Source organism: Neisseria sp. P0021.S006 (assembly GCF_051956895.1).
On record NZ_JBQCWZ010001148.1, the window covers coordinates 1 to 484 of the forward strand.

Below are 484 nucleotides of genomic sequence, written 5' to 3' on the forward strand. Positions count from 1 at the left end.
GTGATCTATACGCTCTTGGAAGCCATCGTATTGGTATTCCTAATGATGTATCTCTTACTGCAAAACATCTGATATACGCTGATTCCGACCATTGTTGTACCGATTTCCATGTTGGGCGGTCTTGCCTTTATCTAATACATGGGTATGTCGCTTAACGTATTGAATATGTTTGCGATGGTATTGGCGATCGACATTGTGGTCGATGACGCAATTGTGGTCGTTGAAAACGTTGAGCGTATTATGGCGAGCGAAGGTCTGTCGCCTAAGGCTGCCACCAAAAAAGCGATGGGTCAGATTTCCGGTGCGGTTATCGGTATTACTGCCGTGTTGATGTCCGTATTTGTGCCGCTGGCAATGTTTAGCGGTGCAACCGGTAACATTTACAAACAGTTTGCCTTGACCATGGCGGCATCTATCGGTTTCTCCGCATTCCTTGCCTTGACGCTGACTCCGGCATTGTGTGCCACCATGCTCAAACCGATTC

The 484-nt window shown here is 47.3% G+C and carries 1 pseudogene; it reads left to right on the forward strand.

The annotated features are described in order from the left end of the window. Positions 1-484, forward strand: a pseudogene (locus tag ACTHUM_RS19190) (efflux RND transporter permease subunit); the annotation flags it as partial.